This is a genomic window from Kitasatospora sp. NPDC047058, from assembly GCF_040643935.1.
In the GTDB taxonomy this organism is placed as follows: Bacteria; Actinomycetota; Actinomycetes; order Streptomycetales; family Streptomycetaceae; genus Kitasatospora.
Map to the genome: position 1 here is coordinate 1 of NZ_JBEYVJ010000016.1, position 16,949 is coordinate 16,949.

At 75.0% G+C, this 16,949-nt stretch carries 20 protein-coding genes; 11 read left to right on the top strand and 9 right to left on the bottom strand.

Going from position 1 to position 16,949, the window contains the following annotated elements; genetic code table 11:
• The coding region (gene manA, locus ABZ885_RS04040; RefSeq protein WP_360183105.1) for a mannose-6-phosphate isomerase, class I at window positions 1–1,137 on the top strand (1,137 nt) is incomplete at its 5' end.
• A gap of 53 nt (window positions 1,138–1,190) precedes the next feature.
• Here manA and ABZ885_RS04045 read toward each other — a convergent pair.
• Complete coding sequence (locus ABZ885_RS04045) at window positions 1,191–1,547, bottom strand: helix-turn-helix domain-containing protein (RefSeq protein WP_360183186.1); 357 nt, start codon at window positions 1,545–1,547, stop codon at window positions 1,191–1,193.
• A 140-nt stretch (window positions 1,548–1,687) separates the two neighbouring features.
• Here ABZ885_RS04045 and ABZ885_RS04050 point away from each other — a divergent pair, with 140 nt between their 5' ends.
• Window positions 1,688–2,356 (top strand): NAD(P)-binding domain-containing protein, encoded by a 669-nt coding sequence (locus ABZ885_RS04050; RefSeq protein WP_360183107.1) that lies wholly within the window; start codon window positions 1,688–1,690, stop codon window positions 2,354–2,356.
• Between the two features lie 225 nt (window positions 2,357–2,581).
• Here ABZ885_RS04050 and ABZ885_RS04055 read toward each other — a convergent pair whose 3' ends face one another.
• From ABZ885_RS04055 to ABZ885_RS04070, 4 genes are all read right to left on the bottom strand, one after another.
• On the bottom strand, window positions 2,582–3,115 hold the full coding sequence (locus tag ABZ885_RS04055; protein ID WP_360183109.1) for a thioesterase family protein: 534 nt from the start codon (window positions 3,113–3,115) through the stop codon (window positions 2,582–2,584).
• Window positions 3,112–3,405 (bottom strand): hypothetical protein, encoded by a 294-nt coding sequence (locus ABZ885_RS04060; protein WP_360183111.1) that lies wholly within the window; start codon window positions 3,403–3,405, stop codon window positions 3,112–3,114. The genes ABZ885_RS04055 and ABZ885_RS04060 overlap by 4 nt, the downstream gene beginning before the upstream one ends.
• Before the next feature lie 199 nt (window positions 3,406–3,604).
• The gene (locus ABZ885_RS04065) at window positions 3,605–3,922 is read right to left on the bottom strand and encodes a hypothetical protein (RefSeq protein ID WP_360183113.1); all 318 of its coding nucleotides are present in this window, start codon (window positions 3,920–3,922) and stop codon (window positions 3,605–3,607) included.
• 86 nt (window positions 3,923–4,008) lie between these two features.
• Window positions 4,009–4,905, bottom strand: a complete 897-nt coding sequence (locus ABZ885_RS04070; RefSeq protein WP_360183188.1) for a LysR family transcriptional regulator — start codon at window positions 4,903–4,905, stop codon at window positions 4,009–4,011.
• Between the two features lie 159 nt (window positions 4,906–5,064).
• Here ABZ885_RS04070 and ABZ885_RS04075 point away from each other — a divergent pair, with 159 nt between their 5' ends.
• Window positions 5,065–5,823: a flavodoxin family protein gene (locus tag ABZ885_RS04075; protein ID WP_360183115.1), complete on the top strand. Its 759-nt coding sequence runs from the start codon at window positions 5,065–5,067 to the stop codon at window positions 5,821–5,823.
• Window positions 5,824–5,989: 166 nt separating this feature from the next.
• Here the strand turns inward: ABZ885_RS04075 and ABZ885_RS04080 are convergent, their stop codons facing one another.
• Window positions 5,990–7,405: an FAD-binding oxidoreductase gene (locus ABZ885_RS04080; protein ID WP_360183117.1), complete on the bottom strand. Its 1,416-nt coding sequence runs from the start codon at window positions 7,403–7,405 to the stop codon at window positions 5,990–5,992.
• 243 nt (window positions 7,406–7,648) lie between these two features.
• Window positions 7,649–8,104, bottom strand: coding sequence for a cysteine/serine endopeptidase inhibitor (locus ABZ885_RS04085; RefSeq protein WP_360183119.1), 456 nt, complete (start codon window positions 8,102–8,104; stop codon window positions 7,649–7,651).
• A gap of 385 nt (window positions 8,105–8,489) precedes the next feature.
• Between ABZ885_RS04085 and ABZ885_RS04090 the strand changes: the two genes are divergently transcribed.
• From ABZ885_RS04090 to ABZ885_RS04110, 5 genes are all read left to right on the top strand, one after another.
• Window positions 8,490–8,687 carry a hypothetical protein gene (locus ABZ885_RS04090; RefSeq protein ID WP_360183121.1) on the top strand — a complete coding sequence of 66 codons (198 nt, stop codon included), beginning with the start codon at window positions 8,490–8,492 and terminating at the stop codon, window positions 8,685–8,687.
• 206 nt (window positions 8,688–8,893) lie between these two features.
• Window positions 8,894–9,205: a type VII secretion target gene (locus tag ABZ885_RS04095; protein WP_360183123.1), complete on the top strand. Its 312-nt coding sequence runs from the start codon at window positions 8,894–8,896 to the stop codon at window positions 9,203–9,205.
• A 3-nt stretch (window positions 9,206–9,208) separates the two neighbouring features.
• Window positions 9,209–10,792, top strand: a complete 1,584-nt coding sequence (locus tag ABZ885_RS04100; protein ID WP_360183124.1) for a peptidoglycan-binding protein — start codon at window positions 9,209–9,211, stop codon at window positions 10,790–10,792.
• A gap of 25 nt (window positions 10,793–10,817) precedes the next feature.
• Window positions 10,818–11,189, top strand: coding sequence for a hypothetical protein (locus tag ABZ885_RS04105; RefSeq protein ID WP_360183126.1), 372 nt, complete (start codon window positions 10,818–10,820; stop codon window positions 11,187–11,189).
• A complete protein-coding gene (locus ABZ885_RS04110; protein ID WP_360183128.1) occupies window positions 11,186–11,650 on the top strand; it encodes a protease inhibitor I42 family protein in 465 nt (154 codons plus the stop codon). The genes ABZ885_RS04105 and ABZ885_RS04110 overlap by 4 nt, the downstream gene beginning before the upstream one ends.
• 128 nt (window positions 11,651–11,778) lie before the next feature.
• Here ABZ885_RS04110 and ABZ885_RS04115 read toward each other — a convergent pair whose 3' ends face one another.
• The gene (locus tag ABZ885_RS04115) at window positions 11,779–12,750 is read right to left on the bottom strand and encodes a polysaccharide deacetylase family protein (protein WP_360183130.1); all 972 of its coding nucleotides are present in this window, start codon (window positions 12,748–12,750) and stop codon (window positions 11,779–11,781) included.
• A gap of 112 nt (window positions 12,751–12,862) precedes the next feature.
• Here ABZ885_RS04115 and ABZ885_RS04120 point away from each other — a divergent pair, with 112 nt between their 5' ends.
• From ABZ885_RS04120 to ABZ885_RS04130, 3 genes are all read left to right on the top strand, one after another.
• Window positions 12,863–13,732, top strand: a complete 870-nt coding sequence (locus ABZ885_RS04120) for an SMP-30/gluconolactonase/LRE family protein (RefSeq protein ID WP_360183132.1) — start codon at window positions 12,863–12,865, stop codon at window positions 13,730–13,732.
• A 137-nt stretch (window positions 13,733–13,869) separates the two neighbouring features.
• A complete protein-coding gene (locus ABZ885_RS04125) occupies window positions 13,870–15,528 on the top strand; it encodes a CehA/McbA family metallohydrolase (RefSeq protein ID WP_360183134.1) in 1,659 nt (552 codons plus the stop codon).
• Window positions 15,529–15,669: 141 nt separating this feature from the next.
• Entirely contained in the window at window positions 15,670–16,191 is a 522-nt protein-coding gene (locus tag ABZ885_RS04130) for an ATP-binding protein (RefSeq protein ID WP_360183136.1), read from the top strand.
• 159 nt (window positions 16,192–16,350) lie between these two features.
• On the opposite strand, the gene ABZ885_RS04135 is transcribed toward ABZ885_RS04130, so the two are convergent.
• A complete protein-coding gene (locus ABZ885_RS04135) occupies window positions 16,351–16,857 on the bottom strand; it encodes a DinB family protein (protein WP_360183138.1) in 507 nt (168 codons plus the stop codon).
• Window positions 16,858–16,949: the final 92 nt, after the last annotated feature.

A 16,949-nucleotide genomic window follows, 5' to 3' on the forward strand; every position in this document is an offset into this window, starting at 1 on the left:
CGTCCCCGTCCGCGGGGGGCGGCCCCGCCGGGGCGGCGCGCCCGCCCCCCCCCCCCCGCCCCCCCCGACGCCGGGCCGCTCCCGCTGGACGGGCTGATCGCCGCGGATCCGGAAGGCCTGCTCGGGGCCGCCACCGTGCGGCGGTTCGGGCCGCAACTCCCCTTCCTGTTCAAGGTGCTGGCCGCCGACCGGGCGCTCTCCATCCAGGTCCACCCGACCCGCGCACAGGCGGAGGCCGGCTACGCCGCCGAGGAGGCCCGCGGCATCCCGCTCGACGCCCCGCACCGGACCTACCGCGACCGCGGCCACAAGCCCGAACTGCTCTGTGCTCTCGGCGACTTCGAGGCTCTCTGCGGCTTCCGCCCGGTCGCCGGGACGGCCGCCCTGCTCGACGGACTGGCCGTCCCGCTGCTCGCCCCCTGGGCCCGCGCGCTGCGCCACCGGCCCGCCGAGGAGGTACTCCCCGCACTGCTGCGACACATGCTGGCCGACGTCCGCCCCGGCCCCGCCGACCTCGCCGCCGTCGCCGAGGCCCTGCGCCGGGCCGCCTCCGCCGACGGGCCGTTCACCGCGGCCTGCGTCGCCTACGCCCGGATCGCCCGGGACTACCCCGGCGACCCGGGCCTGGTCGCGGCGCTGCTGCTCAACCACGTCCGGCTCCGCCCCGGCCAGGCCCTCGCCCTCGACGCGGGCGTGCCGCACGCCTATCTGCACGGCACCGGCGTCGAGTTGATGGCCAACTCGGACAACGTGCTGCGCGGCGGCCTCACCGCCAAACACCTCGACGTGGACGGCCTGCTGGCCGTGACGTCGTTCCGCACCGGCGAACCCGGCGTCCTCACCCCCGGACGGGCCCCCGGCGCCGACCCGGCCGAGGAGCACTTCCCCTCCCCCGCCGCGGAGTTCCGGCTCTCCCGGCTGCGCCCGACCGCCACTCCCGTCCGGATCGACCGCCCCGACGCCCCGCAGATCCTGCTCTGCACCGCCGGCCACGCCGGCCTCGGCACGCCCGACGGCCACCACCTCCCCCTGCCCCCGGGCCACGCCGCCTACCTCCGCCCCACCCCCACCCCCGTCCACCTCACCGGCCTCCCCGACCCCCGCACCGAGCTCTACCGCGCCACCACCGCCACCTGACCCGCCTCCCCCTCGTCCACGTTCCACCCCCGGGGCAGGTCCGCCGGCCGGCGCTACGGGCGGTCGAAGCGGTCCTGGGCGGCGAGGACGGCGTCGGCGTGGGTGGCGGCCCAGGTGCCGAGGGCGCGGATCGGGGTGAGGAGGGCGGTACCGGCCTCGGTCAGGGTGTAGTCGACCCGGGGCGGGGCCTCGGCGTAGCGGTGGCGCTCGACCAGGCCGTTGTACTCCAGGCGGCGCAGGGCCTCGTTGAGCACCTTGGGACTGATCCCGCCGATCCGGACCCGCATCGCCCGCGGCCGCATCGGGCCCTGCTCCCCGAGGATGTAGACCACCACGCTGTCCCAGCGGTTGGCCAGCACCTCGAAGGCGATCCGGGCACGGCAGTCCGCCGCGAACACGTCCCCGCCCATCCCGTCGGTCTCCTCCGCCTCTTCCACAGGGCCATCCTGCCGTGCCGATGCCTACCGGGCGGTGTGTTTCGGCCCGCCTACCGTCCTGGCTGCGGCGGTTCGCCGTTCACGACGTGACACGACTTCATGGGGAGCAGACGATGCGGATCGGCATTCTCGGCAACGGGGCGATGGCCGTGGCCCTGGGCGGGGCCTGGCTGCGGGCCGGGCACGAGGTCCTGGTGGGCGGCCGCGATCCCGGGGCGGCGGCCCGGGCCGCGGTGGCGGCCGGCGGGGCGCGCAGCGGCGGGCTGGTGGACGCGGCCGGGTTCGGCGAGGCCGTCCTGGTGGCCGTGCCCGCCGGCGTCGCGGCCGGGCTGGTGGGAAGCCTGGCCGCGGAGCTGGCCGGGCGGACGGTCCTGGACTGCACGGTGCCGATGGCGCCCGGCCCGGACGGGCCGGTCCTGAGCACAACCGGCGGGCGGGATTCCGGTGCGGCCCGGCTCGCCGCGGCGGCGCCGGGGGCGCGGGTGGTGAAGGTGTTCGGCGTCTGCCACGAGAGCATCTGGACCCTGCCGCAGCCGGTGTTCGGGGGCGCACCGCTCGCCGTCCCGTTCTGCACCGACGATCCCGGGGCGGCGGCCCTGGTGGCGGAGCTCGTCACGTCGATGGGCGGTTCGCCGCTCCCCTGTGGCGGCCTGGACCGGGCGGGGCTGCTGGAGGCGGCGGCCGTGTTCGCGATCGGCGTCTGGTGGTCGGGCGCCGAGGCGCGCCACGTCTTCCCGGCCCCCGCACTCGCCCCCGGCGCCGTGGACGACGACCACCTCTGACGTCCACGGCCGGGCCGGGAGGACGACGGGGCTCCGTGGGGCTCCGCCGGGACGGGCGGAGCCCCGGTGCCGACGCGCCGGGGCCGGCGGCTCCGTTGCCGCCGTCGGCGCGACCGACTCCTCTCTCTGTCCCTGCTGATCGGGTTACCGCTGGGTGTCGGGGGGGTTCCGGTCGGAGCGTTGATGCCGGCAGCGTCGTCGGTGCCGGCATCGTCACCGCCTCCGTCAGTGCGCCGAGGCGCGGCAGCGTCTCCGGGTGCGGTGGGCCGGGACGGCGGCGCGCGGGTCCTTCACCGGCACCCGCTGCGGCGTCGGGGGCAGCAGCTCGGCCGGGGCCCCGCCCGGCGCGAACGCCTCCAGGAACCGCCGCTCGGACTGGCTGAGCCGGCGGGAGCGCCCGGATTCCCGGTCCCGGGCGACCACCACGGTGCGTGCCCGCATATAGGTGAGCGGATCGCGGCAGACATTCACCTCGACGTGGGCGGAACTGCGGCCCAGCCGTTCCACGGTCAGCCGCACCACCAATGGTTCCGGCCGGTGGTGGAGCTGCTCCAGGTAATCGATCTCGTGCCGGGCGATGATGAATCCGGACGGGAAAAGGGATTCCCGGACGGCGACCGCGTGGTGGCGGAACAGGTCGTAGATCCCCTCCTGGACGTACGAGACCAGCCGGACGTTGTTGATGTGCCCGTTCTCGTCGACGTCGCTCCACCGGGTGGGGCAGGTCAGGACATGCGCGTTGGGGACCGGCGCGCTCACTGCTTCTTCAGCCCGGCGTCGCCCCGGCCGGCGGCCGCGGAGGGCAGCAGCGCCCGCTGCAACCTGGCGTAGTAGACGGCGTGTTCGGTGGCCATCCGGGCCGCGGTCCACCCTTCCTCGGCGGCTTCGGCGGCGGCCTGGACGACCAGGCTGTCGAGCACCCCGTCGACGGCGCGGCAGAGCTCGGCCACCGCCGCCAGTCGCTCGGGGACGTCGACGCCGTCGATGCCCGCCCCGCCCCGGGCCGGGAACGCCGCGAACGAGTCCACCGCGAGCCGCAGGCCGTCCACTCCACCGGGCCGGGTTTCCGAAAGGCAATTACGCAAGGTTTCTCCCGAATAGGATACGGCGTTGTCTGATGCGTTCGGATTCACCGGAGCGGTTCGGACGCTGATCGCGCACCCCCCGGCGCCAAGGACGCTATCCCAGCCCGGCACGGCATTCGCCGGTTTACGCGGGCGGACGGGAAACTGCCCACCATTGGAGTAGTTAGGCGGGGCATAAAATCTGCCGCATCAGCCGAATGCGCCCGGCGCGGCGCCACGGGCACCGGCCGGCGACACCCGATCGGCCGCACGCGGTCAGCGGACTCCGGCGGATCTCGCCGGACAGAACCCAGCCCGCCGCGGACAGGACGTAGGCCATCCCGACCAGTGCGCCCAGGACCACCACCACGGCCGCGGCCAGCACGAAGCCGAGCAGCCCGGTCGCCGCCGCGATCGACGCCCACCCGACCCGCTCCGCGACCACGGCCCGCTGCACCGCGTCCGCGTACCCGCTGTCGTCGTCCCAGCCGCCCGCGCCCACCGCGCCCCTCCGCCCCTTCGTTCGCTACGCCCCCGGCCGGGGGCCTACCGACCGGGTCCGGCGCGCCGGACCGCCCCCTCCCCTGCTCAGTGACCGGTGGCGGGCGGCTCCGCCGAGGCGTGCAGCAGCAGGTCGCGCAGGGCCGTGGCGGTGTCCGACGGCTCGGCGGCGGTGAGGACGACCTGGTCGGCGGTGGTCGAAGGGCCGGTGAGCGGGATGATCCGGAGGCCGGGCGGCCGGTGGTCGAGTGCGGATTCGACGGTGATGCCGATGCCGGTGCCCGCCGCGACGTGCGCGGCGATGGCGTGCACGCTGCCGGCGGTCCTGATGATGCGCAGGTCCGCTCCGCCGATGTGGAAGGCGGACAGGAGGCGGTCGCAGAGACCGCTGTTGATCTGGTGCGGCCAGGTGAGCAGACCGGTGGCGGACAGCTCGGACGCACTCAACTCGGCGTGGCCGGCGAGGGGGTGGGCGGCGGGCACGAGCGCGACGAACCGCTCGGTGGACAGCACCCTCGTACGGACGCCGGTCAGGTCGTCGGTCGCCCAGCCGATGCCCAGCCCGATCGCCCCGGCCCGCAGGGCGGTGAGCTGGGCCGTGGTCGGCATGGCCTCCGGAACGATCGTCACATCCGGGTACTGGTCGCGTAGTTGCGGCAGACAGCGCAGCAGCAGCCGGTGACCGGTGTACTCGGCGTGGGCGACGACGAGGGTGCTGCGGGCCCGGTCGCCGGCGGCCAGGGAGCGTCCGCGCTGCTGGAACCGGCGCAGCTGGGCCAGGGCGGCGTGGGCGTCGGGCAGCAGCGCCTCGCCGAGACCGGTCAGTGACACCCGGCGGCTGGTGCGGTGGAACAGCCGCCCGCCCAGGCTGCTCTCCAGCCGTCTCACCGCGTCGCTGACGGTGGGCTGCCCCCGGTGCAGGCGCGCGGCGGCGCGGCCGAAGTGCAGCTCTTCGGCGACCGCGACGAAGGCTTCGAGTTCCATCCTGTCCACGGATCCAGGCTAGCGCGATCGATCGGTGGGACCGATCGCTGCGTGCCGAAGTCCGGCGTTGATGCCGTGCCGTAGGCGGGGTGTGATGACTGGGCAAGCAGGGCCCCACGGCAACGAGCAGGGCCCCACGACCGGAAGCAGTGAACAGACATGACCGACCATGAGATCGACATCGCCATCGACACCGACGTCGCCCGTGAGCCCGGTGCGCCGGCGGTCACGGTGACGGTGGTCCACCACTCGGTGCACGGGCACACCCGGGTCCTCGCCGAGCACCTCGCCGACGGGGCGCGGCTGGTGCCGGGCGCCCGGGTGCACCTCGTCGAGATCCGGCCCGAGGACGTCACCGCGGGCCGGTGGCACGATGCCGAGGTGCTGGCGCTGCTCGACCGCTCCGATGCGATCGTCCTCGGCTGCCCGACGCTGATGGGCAGCGTGTCGGCGGTGTTCAAGGCCTTCATGGAGGCGGCGTTCACGCCGTTCACGACGCAGGCGTGGAAGGACAAGCTGGCCGGAGGGTTCACCATGTCCGCCTCGCAGAGCGGCGACAAGCTGGCGGTCCTGGAGCAACTGGCGGTCTTCGCGGCGCAGTTGGGCATGCAGTGGATCGGTGTGGGCGACATGCCGGGCAACAACTGGAGCGGCGGCACCCGCGACGACGTGAACCGGCTGGGCTCGTGGCTGGGTCTGATGAGCCAGAGCCACGCCGACCTCGGGCCGGAGCAGGCCGGATCGCGCGGCGACCTGGTCACCGCGGAGCGGTACGGCGAGCGGATCGCCCGGCTGACCCAGCGGTGGGTCAACGCGGTGCCGTACGAGACCCCCCGGATGACCGAGCACGAGGCGCGCGCCCTGTCGGCCTCCCTCCGCGAGGCGGGCGGGGCACCGGCGGCACTGACCGGCGCCTGACCTGCACCTCACCCGCGCCCGGCCACCGCCCGACCACCGCCTCACCCCGCGCCCAACCGCCTGGCCGGCGCCTCACCCCGTGCCCAACCGCCTGGCCGGCGCCTCACCCCGTGCCCGACCGCCGCCCGACCGGCGCCCGAGCGCGGCCCGCCCCCGGGCCCGTGCCTCAGTGCCGCCCCGAAACCAGGTCCGCGAGCCGGGCGATGGGCGAGGTGGTGGGCCGGCCGGCGGACTCCTGGTGGTCGGCGGCGTGGTACGCGGCGTACAGGGCGTGCACGCCGAGCCAGCGGAGCGGCTCCGGCTCCCAGCGCCGGACGGTGTGGCCGACCCAGGGCAGCCGGGTGAGTCCGGTGTCGTGGCCGAGGACGAGGTCACGCAGGGTGCGGCCGGCCAGGTTGGCGGTGGTGACGCCGCTGCCGACGTAGCCGCCGGCCCAGCCGAGCCCGGTCCGCCGGTCGAGTTCGACCGTGGCGCACCAGTCGCGCGGGACGCCGAGCACGCCCGCCCAGGCGTGGTCGATCCGGGCGTCCGCCGCGCCGGGGAAGAAGCTGTCGAGGATCGCGCGCAGCTGGCGGACGGTGGCCGGCTGGGTACCGCCGTCCGCGTCGGTGCGCGAGCCGAAGCGGTAGGGGACGCCGCGGCCGCCGAGCGCGATCCGGTCGTCGGCGGTGCGCTGCGCGTACATGTAGGCGTGCGCGAAGTCGCCGAGCACCTCGCGGCCGGCCCAGCCGGCCTGCTCCCAGAAGGACGGCGGCAGCGGCTCGGTGGCGATCATCGCCGAGTTCATCGGCAGCCAGGTGCGCCGTTCGCCGCTCAGCCCGGCGGTGAAGCCCTCGGTGGCGCGCAGCACGTGGTCGGCGGTGACCGTGCCGTACGGGGTGACGGCGCGGGCGCGGCGGCCGCCCGGCCCGGCCGGGTGGACGGCGGTGACCTCGGTCTGCTCGTGGATCCGCACGCCGAGGCCGGCGACCACCCGCGCGAGTCCGCGGGCGAGCTTGGCGGGCTGGATCCGCGCACCGTACGACGTCCAGGTGCCGCCGAGGGCGCCGGCGATCCGGATCCGCCCGGTGGTCTCCGCGGCCGTGAGCAGCCGGACGCGGTCGGGGCCGTAGGCCGCCTCGGCCGCGGCGAACTCCCGCAGCCGGACGAGCTGGGCGGGGGTGCGGGCGACCTCCAGGACGCCGCCGCGGACGAGGTCCGCGTCGATGCCCTCGGCGGCGACGGTGTCGGCCACCTCGCCGACCGCCCGGTCCATCTCGCGCTGCATCGCGGCTGCCGGACCCGGCCCGTACCGGCGGGCGAAGGCGGACCGGCCGGCGAAGCCGTTGTACAGCCAGCCGCCGTTGCGCCCGGAGGCGCCGTACCCGCAGAACCGGCGTTCCAGCAGGGTGATGCGCAGCCCCGGGTCGGCCTTCTTGAGGTAGTACGCCGTCCAGAGGCCGGTGTAGCCGCCGCCGACGATGCAGACGTCGGCGTCCGCGTCGCCCGCCAGGGCCGCCCGGGGTCCGGGCAGCCCGCTCTCCGCGTACCAGAACGACACACCGCCGTTGACGGCCGGGGTGTCCTCGCCGTTGCGCGCCACGGGAAACCTGCCTTCGCTCGTTGATCTCCCCGATCCCCCCGGACGCTACGCCCGGCCTCCCGCCCGGACCACCGACACGCTGCCAGGATCCGACGGCCCACCGCTGCACAGTGTCAGGCCCACCGCGGCCGGAGGGCGGGTGCGGGGCGGCCCGGGCAGCGCGGAACGGCCGGGACCACCTGGCCCCGGCCGTCCGCACGCGTCCCGCCCGATACCGGCCCGGGGGAAGCCGCGTCAGCCTCGTCAGCCGATCGTCGAGCCCTCGACGGGAGCGGAGAGCGGGATCGTCTCGCCGGCGAAGCCGGTCTTCACGAACTGCCAGGTGAGGCCGTTGAGCACGCCCTGGCCGAGCGGGGCGAACCGCGCGAAGGCCGGCTGGCTCAGGTCGATGTGGGTGGCATCGCAGGACGGGCACTTGTCCCTGACCGGGACGGTGACGGTCTTGCCCTGGTACGTCACCTTGACCGAAATCCCCTTGCAGAGCGGGTCGTTGTTGGGATTGGCGGTCGTCCACCAGGTATGCGAGACGGCGACCAGCATCTGCGTCGCGGCGTTGATCTGGGTACCGCAGGCGCCGAAGCCGGCGTCGTTGTAGTAGGTGGCCTTGCCGGTCATCGGCTTGTTGAGCGGGATCGCGGCGCTCGCCGATCCTGCCGTCAGCGCGACCAGCGCGGCGGCGGCGAGCGGTGCGCCGGCCATGATCCTGGCGCCCCTGCGGCTCCTGCGGCTGCTGAGGTTACTGAGACTCCTGAGGTTCTTGACGACTCGCATGGTTCCCCTCCGGTTGTCGGCGCGGTTGGGCGCACGTCGCGCACGTCGGCACACTTCGGCGCACTTCGACGCACTTCGGCGTACGGAGAACTCCAGGCAACAGCCAAGTCACATGGGGTGCACTGGAGTTCAACCCTGATGGGTTCGCCCGAAAAGGACGCTATGCCGGGCCGGAGGATGAGGTCCAGACCTTTGATGTGTTGTCATGAACACAAGTGAGGATGCTTTACGAGAACGGCCGAAGGCGGGACGATACGTGACCGCACGGTCGGCGGCGCGTTGTCAGTTCACCACCCCCGCCCCAGGAGGCCCCGTGCACCCCGCGCTCCGCTCCACCCTCACCGCCGCACTCCTCGGCGCCGCCGTCCTGGCCGGCACCGCCACGGCCACCGCCGCCCCGCGCGAGGCCAACCAGGGCTACAGCATCCCGGTCGGCGCGATCACCGATCTCGGCGCGCTGCCCGTCCTCGGCACCCTGGGGATGGACTTCGCCCGCCTGCTCGGACGGTAGCCGCGGAGGCGGCGGGGATCCCGCCCGCCGGGCCCCCGCCGCACCCATGCGGTTCCCGCCCGGTTCGTACCGATCCGGGAACATTCCCGTGCGCGCGCGGTAACGGTCGGTCCCCCGCGGCGTTCAGCGGCCAGACCCCCTCCGAACTGCGGTTAAGCTGTCCGGCGGCCTTCTGACGGGCCGTGGAAGAAACGGGGGATGGACAAATGAGCGACGATTCGGGGGCGGGCTTCACCGCCCACCCGGAGAAGCTGGACTCGGCGGCGGACAAGCTGACCACCGCGGGCAACGACGTGGGGACCGTCCGCGACACGCTGGGCCGGCTCGGCATGTCCGGCGAGGACACCTTCGGGCCGTACGGCGCGCCCGAGGCCGCCAAGGCCTTCTGGTCGGCCTGGCAGGACGAACTGGGCGTCAACACGGACGCCCTGCACGACCTCGGCGACAAGGTCAGGACGACCTCGGCCAACTACAGCGGTGTGGACGGCAAGATCTCCCAGCACCTCCAGGGGCGGTGAGCCGTGCCCGACCACGACGCGCACCCGCTCGGCATCGACCCCGGCAGCCACCGGGCCCAGGTCGACCGCCTCAAGAAGACGATCGACGAGTCGCACGGCATGTGGGGTGCCGGCGACCTCAAGTACGCCGTGCACGACGCCCTGCAGCTGGACGCACCCAAGGGTGATCCCGGAAAGCTCGGCGAACTGGCCGCGGCCTACCACAATGCGGGCAGTCAACTCGACCAGGTCCAGCTGGAGGTGGCCCGGACCGCGTCCGAGCGGCTCCCGGAGGCCTGGACCGGCCAGGTCGGCGAGAAGGCCGCCGAGGTCGTCAGGGCCTCCGCCGACGACCTGCAGCGCTGCCGCGACACCCTGGCCAAGGGGCGCGACCACCTGAAGACGCTGGCCACGGCCCTGCGCGAGGCGCAGTCCCTGCACGGCCAGGGCGACGCCCCGCTGCGGGAGGCGCTCAAGCTGCTGCACGACATCACCGTCGCCGGCGCGCCCGACCCGGTGCACTGGGACGACGACAAGATGCACTCGGCGCACGCCAAGGCCAAGGACGGCATCAAGTCGATGCACGACGCGGCCGTGAAGGCCGAGGAGGCCGGTCGCGCCGCGGCCCGCGAGCTGAACGGGCTGGCGGGCAAGGCGCTGGCCGGCAAGTTCAAGAACAAGGGGCTGAGCGCGGCCGACAAGCTGGTCCTCACCGACGCCTCGCTCATGGGCAGCGACCGGGCCGGTGCGATCCTCACCGCCAACGACGTGACCCGGGCCGGCCAGTTCATGGACAAGATGAGCGACGCGGACCGGGCCCGGTTCGACGAGCTGCTGGCCGGCGCGAAGTCCCCGGAGGAACGCGCCTACCTGATGAAGGCGCTGGCCGCCGGCCACAGCTACGAGGAGGTCAAGGCCTTCGGCGCGCAGATCCACGAACACGGCGACGACCCGAACTGGCTGGCCCAGCGGATCTCCCCGGTGCAGCTCAACTCCCTCTCGTCCGACCAGGCGCCCACCGGCTACGGGGGCGTCGCGTGGAACCAGGGCCAGCACCCCACCTGTGTGGCCGCCTCCACGGTCACCGCCCGGGCCATGGTCGACCCGCTCTTCGCGTTCCAGCTCACCACCGGCGGCCACCCCGGTGACCCGAAGTACGACAACGGGCAGGCCGCGAAGGAGCGTTGGGACAAGGAGACGAACCGGGTCTACGACTCCGAGGGCTCGTGGCACGAGTTCATCGCGGACGGCCGGTACAACTACGAGTCCAAGGACATGGCCAACGCCGAGATCGCCCAGCACACCGGCGCCGAGTACCACACCGTGGACCTGGAGGGCGCCGAACAGCGCCGCAACGTCCTGGCCCAGGTCGAGGCGGCGGTCGACCAGGGCAAGCCGGTGCCGGTGGGCGTCAAGGAGGACACCTGGTTCCGGCCGGACGGGCACCAGATGATGATCATCGGGCACCGCGGCGACCAGCTGGAGATCTACAACCCCTGGGGCTACACCGTCTGGGTCAGCGAGAGCGACTTCGTCAACAACCACATGGAGGGCGCCGCCGCCGGCGGCAACATGCCCGTCGCCGACCACGTCCAGCTCCCGAAGTGAGGCCACTGTGAGCACCCCGCACTCCATGAGCGACGACCAGCTGGCCGCGCTCGACGTCGAAATCCTGCTGCGCTTCGGCCTGCCCGCGGAGGGACCGCACCGCTCGGCCCTGTTCGGGGACGGCGCGGTCGCCGCCGCCATCACCGCCGATCGCCTGGGCGTGCTGCCCCGCGCCCTGGTCTTCCTCGGCGAGGTGGTCAAGGCGGGCGGCACCCGGTTCGCGGCGGCCCTGCCCGAGCCGCTGCCCGGCCCGGCGGCCGCCCCGGCCCGGGGCTGGCTGGAGGCGGCCGCCCTGGTCGTCCACGACCCGACGGGGGACCAGCTGGTCGCCCGCTGGCTGGACGCGGTCGCGGCCGTGCTGGCCCTGCGGGTCACCAACCGGCCGGGTGCGTCGTGACGCGTCGGCGGCTCCTGCTGACGGTCGCCGGCGCGCTGACGGTCGTGGTCGCGGCGGGGGCGGTGGGCGTCCACCTGACGACCCGGGGCGAGCTCGACCACGGCAAGGTGTTCACCGCCGCCTCCGGAGAACTCAGCGTCCGGCCCGGACAGCTCTTCTCGATCGAGGTCGACGAGCACCCCTCCTGGGGCGACCACTGGACGGTGGTCACGCCGGGCCCCGACCCGGCCGCCGTCCGGGTGTCGGACGACGAGTACGTCCGGAACCTCCGCCTCCTCGACAAGACCGGCCTGGGCGTGCTCGGTTCGGGCGGCCGGCACTACTTCGTCTTCCGCGCGAACGCCGCCGGCCGGACGGAGATCAGCCTGCGCAACGCTCCCGCGGGCGGAGCGGTCGGACCGCCCGCCGGCCCGGCACCCGCCCAGGCCGAGCGCCACTACACCGTGGAGGTACGGGGGTAGGGCTGTTCGCCGAACGCATCCCGTGGGGGCGGCCTGTGGCAGGCCGCCCCCACGGGCGTCCGCTCAACACGTCCGCTCAACACGTCCGAACAACACGACCGAACAACACGTCCGCTCAACACGTCCGCTCAGCCGGGGAGCACGTCCGAGAGGCGGGCGAAGCGGCGGCCGGCGGCGAGGAAGGCCGGGAGGGCGGCGGCGAAGCCGGGGGCTGTGCCGCCGCCCGGGTGGTTGAAGTGGGCGATGACGACGGCGCCGGGCGGGGTGGCGTCGACCTCCGCGCGGACCTGCGCGGGGGTGAAGGTGGCTCCGCCGTCGGCGTTGACGGTGAAGCCGGCGATCCGCTGGCCGAGGTCGGCGGCGATGCGGGTGGCGACGTCGTCGTAGTGGGCGGTGCCGGAGCGGAAGAACCGGGGCGGCCGGCCGAGCAGGGCGGTGAGCTTGCCGAGGTTGCCGGCCACCTCGTCGTACGCCTCGCCGGCGTCGCCGGTGCCGGCGATGCCGTAGGCGGAGCGGCCGGTGACGGAGAGCGGGCGGTGGAGCGTGCCGTGGTTGGCGATCTCGAACAGCGGGTCACCGGCCAGGCTCTCGAACTCGGCCGGGTTGGCGTCGATCCAGCGGGCGTTGAGGAAGAGGGTCGCGGGGACGTCGTGGGCCCGCAGGAAGTCGATCAGGTCGGCGTCGTAGCCGGAGCCACCCGGGCCGCCGCAGGCGTCGAAGGTGAGCGCGGTGGCCCGCTGCCCGGCCGGGAGCTCCGTGATCACCCCGGGCACGTCGAGGCCCCACTCGGTCGGCCCGACGCCCGCGTACCGGTCCAGCACCTCGGCCCGGCCGATCAGCACACCGGGGGCGGAGGCCGGGACGGGGTTCGGGGCATCGGCCCCGGCCACCGGCTCAGGACTCCCCGCCGGTGAGGAAGCGGGCGAGGAGGTGGCCGGCAGCGATACGGCCGGCACCGGCTCAGCCGGCCCGGGCCCGGCGGGCGCCGGAGCGGCGGGCACCGCCCCCGCCACCCGTTCGGCGGGCTTCGCGGCCGCCTGGCACCCCGCCAGGGCGCTGCCCGCCGCCGCCAGCAGCAGGGTCCGCCGACTCAGCGACATGCCCACCTCCATGCATATCGGACATTCCGATCATCTGTTTCTATGAACCGATCGATCGTCACCTGCCGCAACCCCACCCGCCCGTCCCGGCACCCCGCCCAGGGAGCACCCGATGCCCGACACCCCCGCCCCGGCCCCCGCCCCGGCGCCCGCCCCGCCCCCGCTCCTCACCGGCCTCGTCCTCGGCGAGTCCCCCCGCTGGCACGACGGCCGGCTCTGGGTCTGCGACTGGGGCGCGCAGGAGCTCCTCACCGTGGACGCCGACGGCAGCCCCACCGTGGTCGAGCGGGTCCCCTCGTTCCCGTTCTGCATCGACTGGCTGCCCGCGCCGGACGGCCGCCTGCTGGTGGTGGCCGGCGGCGACCGCCGGCTGCTGCGCCGGGAGGCGGACGGCAGGCTCGCGCCGTTCGCGGACCTGCGGCCGGTGCGCGACCGGCCGTGGAACGAGGTGGCCGTGGACCGCCGGCGCGGCAACGCCTACGTCAACTGCATCGGGTTCGACCTGATGGGCGGCGAGACACCCGGGCCGGGGCTGATCGCCCTGGTCACGCCGGCCGGCGCCGTCCGGCCGGTGGCGGCGGGGCTGGCCTTCCCCAACGGCATGGCGGTGGCCGGGGACGGCACCACGCTGATCGTCGCCGAGTCGTACGCCGGCCGGCTCACCGCGTTCACCATCGCGCCCGACGGCGGCCTCACCGACCGGCGGGTGTGGGCGGCGGTCCCGGGGTCGGCGCCGGACGGGATCAGCCTGGACGCGGAGGGCGCGGTCTGGTTCGCCGACGTGCCGGGCCGCTGCTGTGTCCGGGTGCGCGAGGGCGGTGAGGTGGTGCAGCGGATCACGCTCGACCGGGGCTGCTTCTCCTGCGCGCTGGGCGGTCCGGACGGGCGGACGCTCTTCCTGACCGCCGCCGAGTGGCCGACGCCGGAGGGCGCCCGGACCGGGCAGGTGCTGGCCGTGCCGGTCGACGTGCCCGCCGCCTGACAGCTCTCCCGGCCCCCTTCACCGACCCGCCGCACGCCGGTGGGGCCCGGCTCACCGCGGGTTCACCGGCGCGGGTAGGGAGGCGGGCGAGCCGGCCGGGAGCCCGCCCCGCCGCCGTCCGAGACCGGAGGCCACCGATGACCGCCAGTGACGAACCCGCCGCCGAGCGACCGCAGTTGGACCGCCGCGACCTCCTGCGGACCGGTCTGGCCACCGGCGCCGTGACCGCCTTCGGCCTGGCGGCCGGCGCCGGTCCGGCCTTCGCGGCGGAGCCCGCACCCGACCGGACCATCACGCTCACCGGCCATCTCCCCACCGGTGCACCGGACTTCGTCTACCTCCCGTTCGAAGTCCCGGACGGCGTCCGGGAGATCGCCGTCTCCTACGGCTACGACAAGCCGCCCGTCCCCGCCGGCGCCCCCGGCAACTCCTGTGACGTCGGCCTCTTCGACGAGCGCGGCACCGGCCTCGGCGGGCGCGGCTTCCGCGGCTGGTCGGGCGGGTTCCGCACCGAGTTCACGGTCGCCCGCGACCGGGCCACGCCCGGCTACCTCCCCGGCCCGGTCCGCCCGGGCCGGTGGCACGTCGTCCTGGGCCCGTACCAGGTGGCGCCGCAGGGGCTCGACTACCACGTCACCATCACGCTCCGGTCCGGCGCGCCGGGCCCGGAGTTCACCCCGTCGTACCCGCCGGAGCGGGCCCGGGGCCGCGGGCGCGCCTGGTACCGGGGCGACTGCCACCTGCACACCGTGCACTCCGACGGCCGCCGGCTGCCGGACGAGGTGGCGGCGGGTGCGCGGGCCGCCGGGCTGGACTTCATCGTGTCGACGGACCACAACACCACCTCCTCGCACGGGGTCTGGGGCCCGCTGGCCGGCCCGGACCTGCTGATCGTGCTCGGCGAGGAGGTCACCACCCGCAACGGGCACTGGCTGGCGCTGGGCCTGCGGCCGGGGCAGTTCGTCGAATGGCGCTACCGCTCGCGCGACGAGGCGTTCCCGCGCTTCGCCCGGCAGGTCCGCCGCCAGGGCGGCCTGGTGGTGCCCGCGCACCCGTACTGCCCGTACGTCGCCTGCCAGTGGAAGTTCGGGTACCAGGACGCCGACGCGGTCGAGGTCTGGAACGGGCCGTGGACGTACGACGACGAGTCGGCCGTCGACAGCTGGGACGCGCAGCTCGCGACCGCCCTGCGGGAGGGCCGGTCCTGGCTGCCGGCCGTGGGCAACAGCGACGCGCACAGCGCCCCGCAGGTGATCGGCTCCCCGCACACCGTCGTCAGGGCCGAGGACCTCACCCGCGACGCGGTCCTCGACGGCCTCCGGGCCGGCCGCAGCTGGCTGGCCGAATCGGCCGCCGTCCGGTTGGAGTTCACCGCCACCGGGCACGGCCGGCAGGCGGGCATCGGCGAACGGCTCACCGTCCCCGCGGACGCCCCGGTGGACGTCCGGCTCGACGTCTCCGGCGTGCCGGGCGGGACGGTCCGCTTCCTCACCGACGAGGGCCAGCTGCACCAGGAGTCGCTGCCCGCCGACGGCACGGGCACGGTGGTCTGGCGGACGACCGCCTCGCTGGCCGCGTTCGTCCGGGCCGAGGTCCGCCACCCCCGGGCCGACGGCTCGCCGGGCCGGGGCAACGCGATGGGCCCCGAGCTGCCGTGGGGTCCGATGGCGGCGCTCACCAACCCGATCGTGCTGTGTATGGCGGGCGAAGGCGCGGGGGAACCGGCCGAACAACCGGCCGAACAACCGGAGGGACAGCCGGAGGGACAGTCCGATGAGCAGTCCGGGGAGCGGTAGGGGACGACTCGGGGCACCGCCGTGGACTAGGTTGATCTCCGACCGTAGTCAGTCGTAGGGACGAGGCGCTCGGCTGTCCGTACCCGGGCCCGATCCTGCCCCGGCCCCGTCCGTCCCCGGCCCGCGAGAGGACCAGCAGCCGTGAACCGTACGACCGTAGGTGGGCCGGAGCTCGGGGGCGGCCGGGGCGCCGGCGGCGTCGTCGTCCTCGCCGACCCGGCCGGGGCCGGGGCCGGGAGCGGCACGGTCGCACCCCTGCTGGCCGACGCCCTCCACCCGAGCGTCCACCTGCGGGTGGACGACTTCCAGCGGGCCGTCCGGCAGGGGTACGTCCCGCCCCACCTGCCGGAGGCGCGGCGGCAGAACACGACGGCCCTGGCGGCCACCGCCCAGGCCGCGTTCGCCTTCGCGACCGGCGGCTACCAGGTGGTGGTCGAGGCGGCGGTCCCGCCCGCGGCCCTGGACGCCTTCCGCCGGGAGAGCCGCACCACGGGAGCGGCCCTCCACTACGTCCTGCTGCGCTCGCCGGACGCCCCGGCCGGGCTCGGCGCGCTGGGCCCGCTGGAGCGGCACGCGGTGGACGCCGGGCCGGCGGCGCCGGAGGCCACGGCCGGGGCCGTCCTGGCCGGGCTGGCGCAGCGGGCGTTCCTGCTGGGCTGGTGACGCGCGGCCCGGGCCCGGCCGGGAAACGTGAACCGGCGCCCGTACGGGGGAGCCGGGCGCCGGTGGCGTGACCGCCACCCGGTAGGACGGCCGAGCGGCGCCCTCCGGTTCAGCGGTTCCGGAAAAAACTTCGCCCGGGCCGCCCCCGGACCGCCGGTCCTACGCGCCGACCTCGCCGTCGATCGCCTCGCGCAGGAAGTCGGCGTGCCCGTTGTGCCGGGCGTACTCGTGGATCAGGTGCAGCATCACCAGCCGCAGCGAGACGTCCGACTCCCACCTCGGCATGTAGCCGGTCACGTCCAGCGACTCCGCCTCCCGTTCGATCCGCCGGGCGTGCTCGACCTCCTGCTGCCAGGCCGTGAACGCCTCGGCCCGGTCGGCGCCGGTCGCGTCGTACGCGACCTGGTAGTCGCCCTCGGGGGACCAGACGAAGGCGACGTCCTCCTTGTCGATCACCCGGCGGAACCACGTCCGCTCGACCTCGGCCATGTGCCGGACCAGCCCGAGCAGCGACAGCGTGGACGGCGGGCTGGACCGCAGCCGCAGCTGCTCGTCGGTCAGGCCGTCGCACTTCATCGCCAGCGTCGCCCGGTGGAAGTCGAGGAATGCGCGCAGCATCTCCCGCTCGCCCCCGGTCAGCGGCGGCGCGATCCGTTCGGTGGTCATGTCGCTCTCCCCTGCTCCTCATCGGCGGAAGCCCCAGCCCCCGCCGCCCCGTCGGACCCCCCAGTCTCCCCCACCCCGCCCCCGGCCCCCGA

Excerpts from the sequence above, each read along its gene's own strand:
- ABZ885_RS04045 (WP_360183186.1), bottom strand. The coding sequence starts at position 1,547 with ATGGGCGGGGACGTGTTCGCGGCGGACTGCCGTGCCCGGATCGCCTTC.
- ABZ885_RS04050 (WP_360183107.1), top strand. The coding sequence starts at position 1,688 with ATGCGGATCGGCATTCTCGGCAACGGGGCGATGGCCGTGGCCCTGGGC.
- ABZ885_RS04070 (WP_360183188.1), bottom strand. The coding sequence starts at position 4,905 with ATGGAACTCGAAGCCTTCGTCGCGGTCGCCGAAGAGCTGCACTTCGGC.
- ABZ885_RS04075 (WP_360183115.1), top strand. The coding sequence starts at position 5,065 with ATGACCGACCATGAGATCGACATCGCCATCGACACCGACGTCGCCCGT.
- ABZ885_RS04085 (WP_360183119.1), bottom strand. The coding sequence starts at position 8,104 with ATGGCCGGCGCACCGCTCGCCGCCGCCGCGCTGGTCGCGCTGACGGCA.
- ABZ885_RS04095 (WP_360183123.1), top strand. The coding sequence starts at position 8,894 with ATGAGCGACGATTCGGGGGCGGGCTTCACCGCCCACCCGGAGAAGCTG.
- ABZ885_RS04105 (WP_360183126.1), top strand. The coding sequence starts at position 10,818 with ATGAGCGACGACCAGCTGGCCGCGCTCGACGTCGAAATCCTGCTGCGC.
- ABZ885_RS04115 (WP_360183130.1), bottom strand. The coding sequence starts at position 12,750 with ATGTCGCTGAGTCGGCGGACCCTGCTGCTGGCGGCGGCGGGCAGCGCC.
- ABZ885_RS04120 (WP_360183132.1), top strand. The coding sequence starts at position 12,863 with ATGCCCGACACCCCCGCCCCGGCCCCCGCCCCGGCGCCCGCCCCGCCC.
- ABZ885_RS04125 (WP_360183134.1), top strand. The coding sequence starts at position 13,870 with ATGACCGCCAGTGACGAACCCGCCGCCGAGCGACCGCAGTTGGACCGC.
- ABZ885_RS04135 (WP_360183138.1), bottom strand. The coding sequence starts at position 16,857 with ATGACCACCGAACGGATCGCGCCGCCGCTGACCGGGGGCGAGCGGGAG.